This is a genomic window from Halomonas sp. SIMBA_159, from assembly GCF_046536035.1.
Classification (GTDB): domain Bacteria; phylum Pseudomonadota; class Gammaproteobacteria; order Pseudomonadales; family Halomonadaceae; genus Vreelandella; species Vreelandella venusta_A.
On the sequence record NZ_JAWJBT010000076.1, the window covers coordinates 1 to 561 of the forward strand.

The 561-nt window shown below is 50.1% G+C and carries 1 protein-coding gene; it reads right to left on the reverse strand.

The features are described 5' to 3' along the window. A partial coding sequence (locus R0J87_RS18405; protein WP_498887979.1) for a CsgG/HfaB family protein occupies positions 1–561 on the reverse strand: 561 nt, incomplete at its 5' end.

The following is a 561-nucleotide window of genomic DNA, read 5'->3' on the forward strand; positions in this document are numbered from 1 at the left end:
TTAGTAAGCCGCGGGATAATGCCCGTCTGCCACTTGACACTCTTCAGTGTCAGCAATGGGCAGGCCGAGACCTTCCGTCAGGATCTGGTAGGCAGCCATTTCCACGACGGATCGAACACCAAGTTGAAGAGGCTCATTCCTCACCGACCCGGCATCGAATTCAACAAGCTGATTGTCAAAGAAGCGGTAAATACCAGCCTCTACTTGGTTACCCACAATCTGCTTTTGTAAACTGGTGACATAGACGGTTTGGAAGGTATTGGAGTCTATGACCCGAAGATCTAATCCCACATTAATCACCGCTTCTCGCGTGCCGCCGCCTACTAAACCGACATATAGACGAGCGCCCTGGGTGAGAATGTTGTAGTTAAGCTCTGTAAGCGCACCTAAAATGACAAAGTTAACGGGTTGTACATTCAGCGGTGCCGCAGGTATTTGCATTGCTCCGGCATCTTGCAGCTGACGCTCAGCCAGAGGAATGCGAATATCTAGGCGCTCCGCCAGCCTAACTTTGCGCGTTTTATAAAGTGCACTAATCAACATTTCTGATACGCCTTGCGT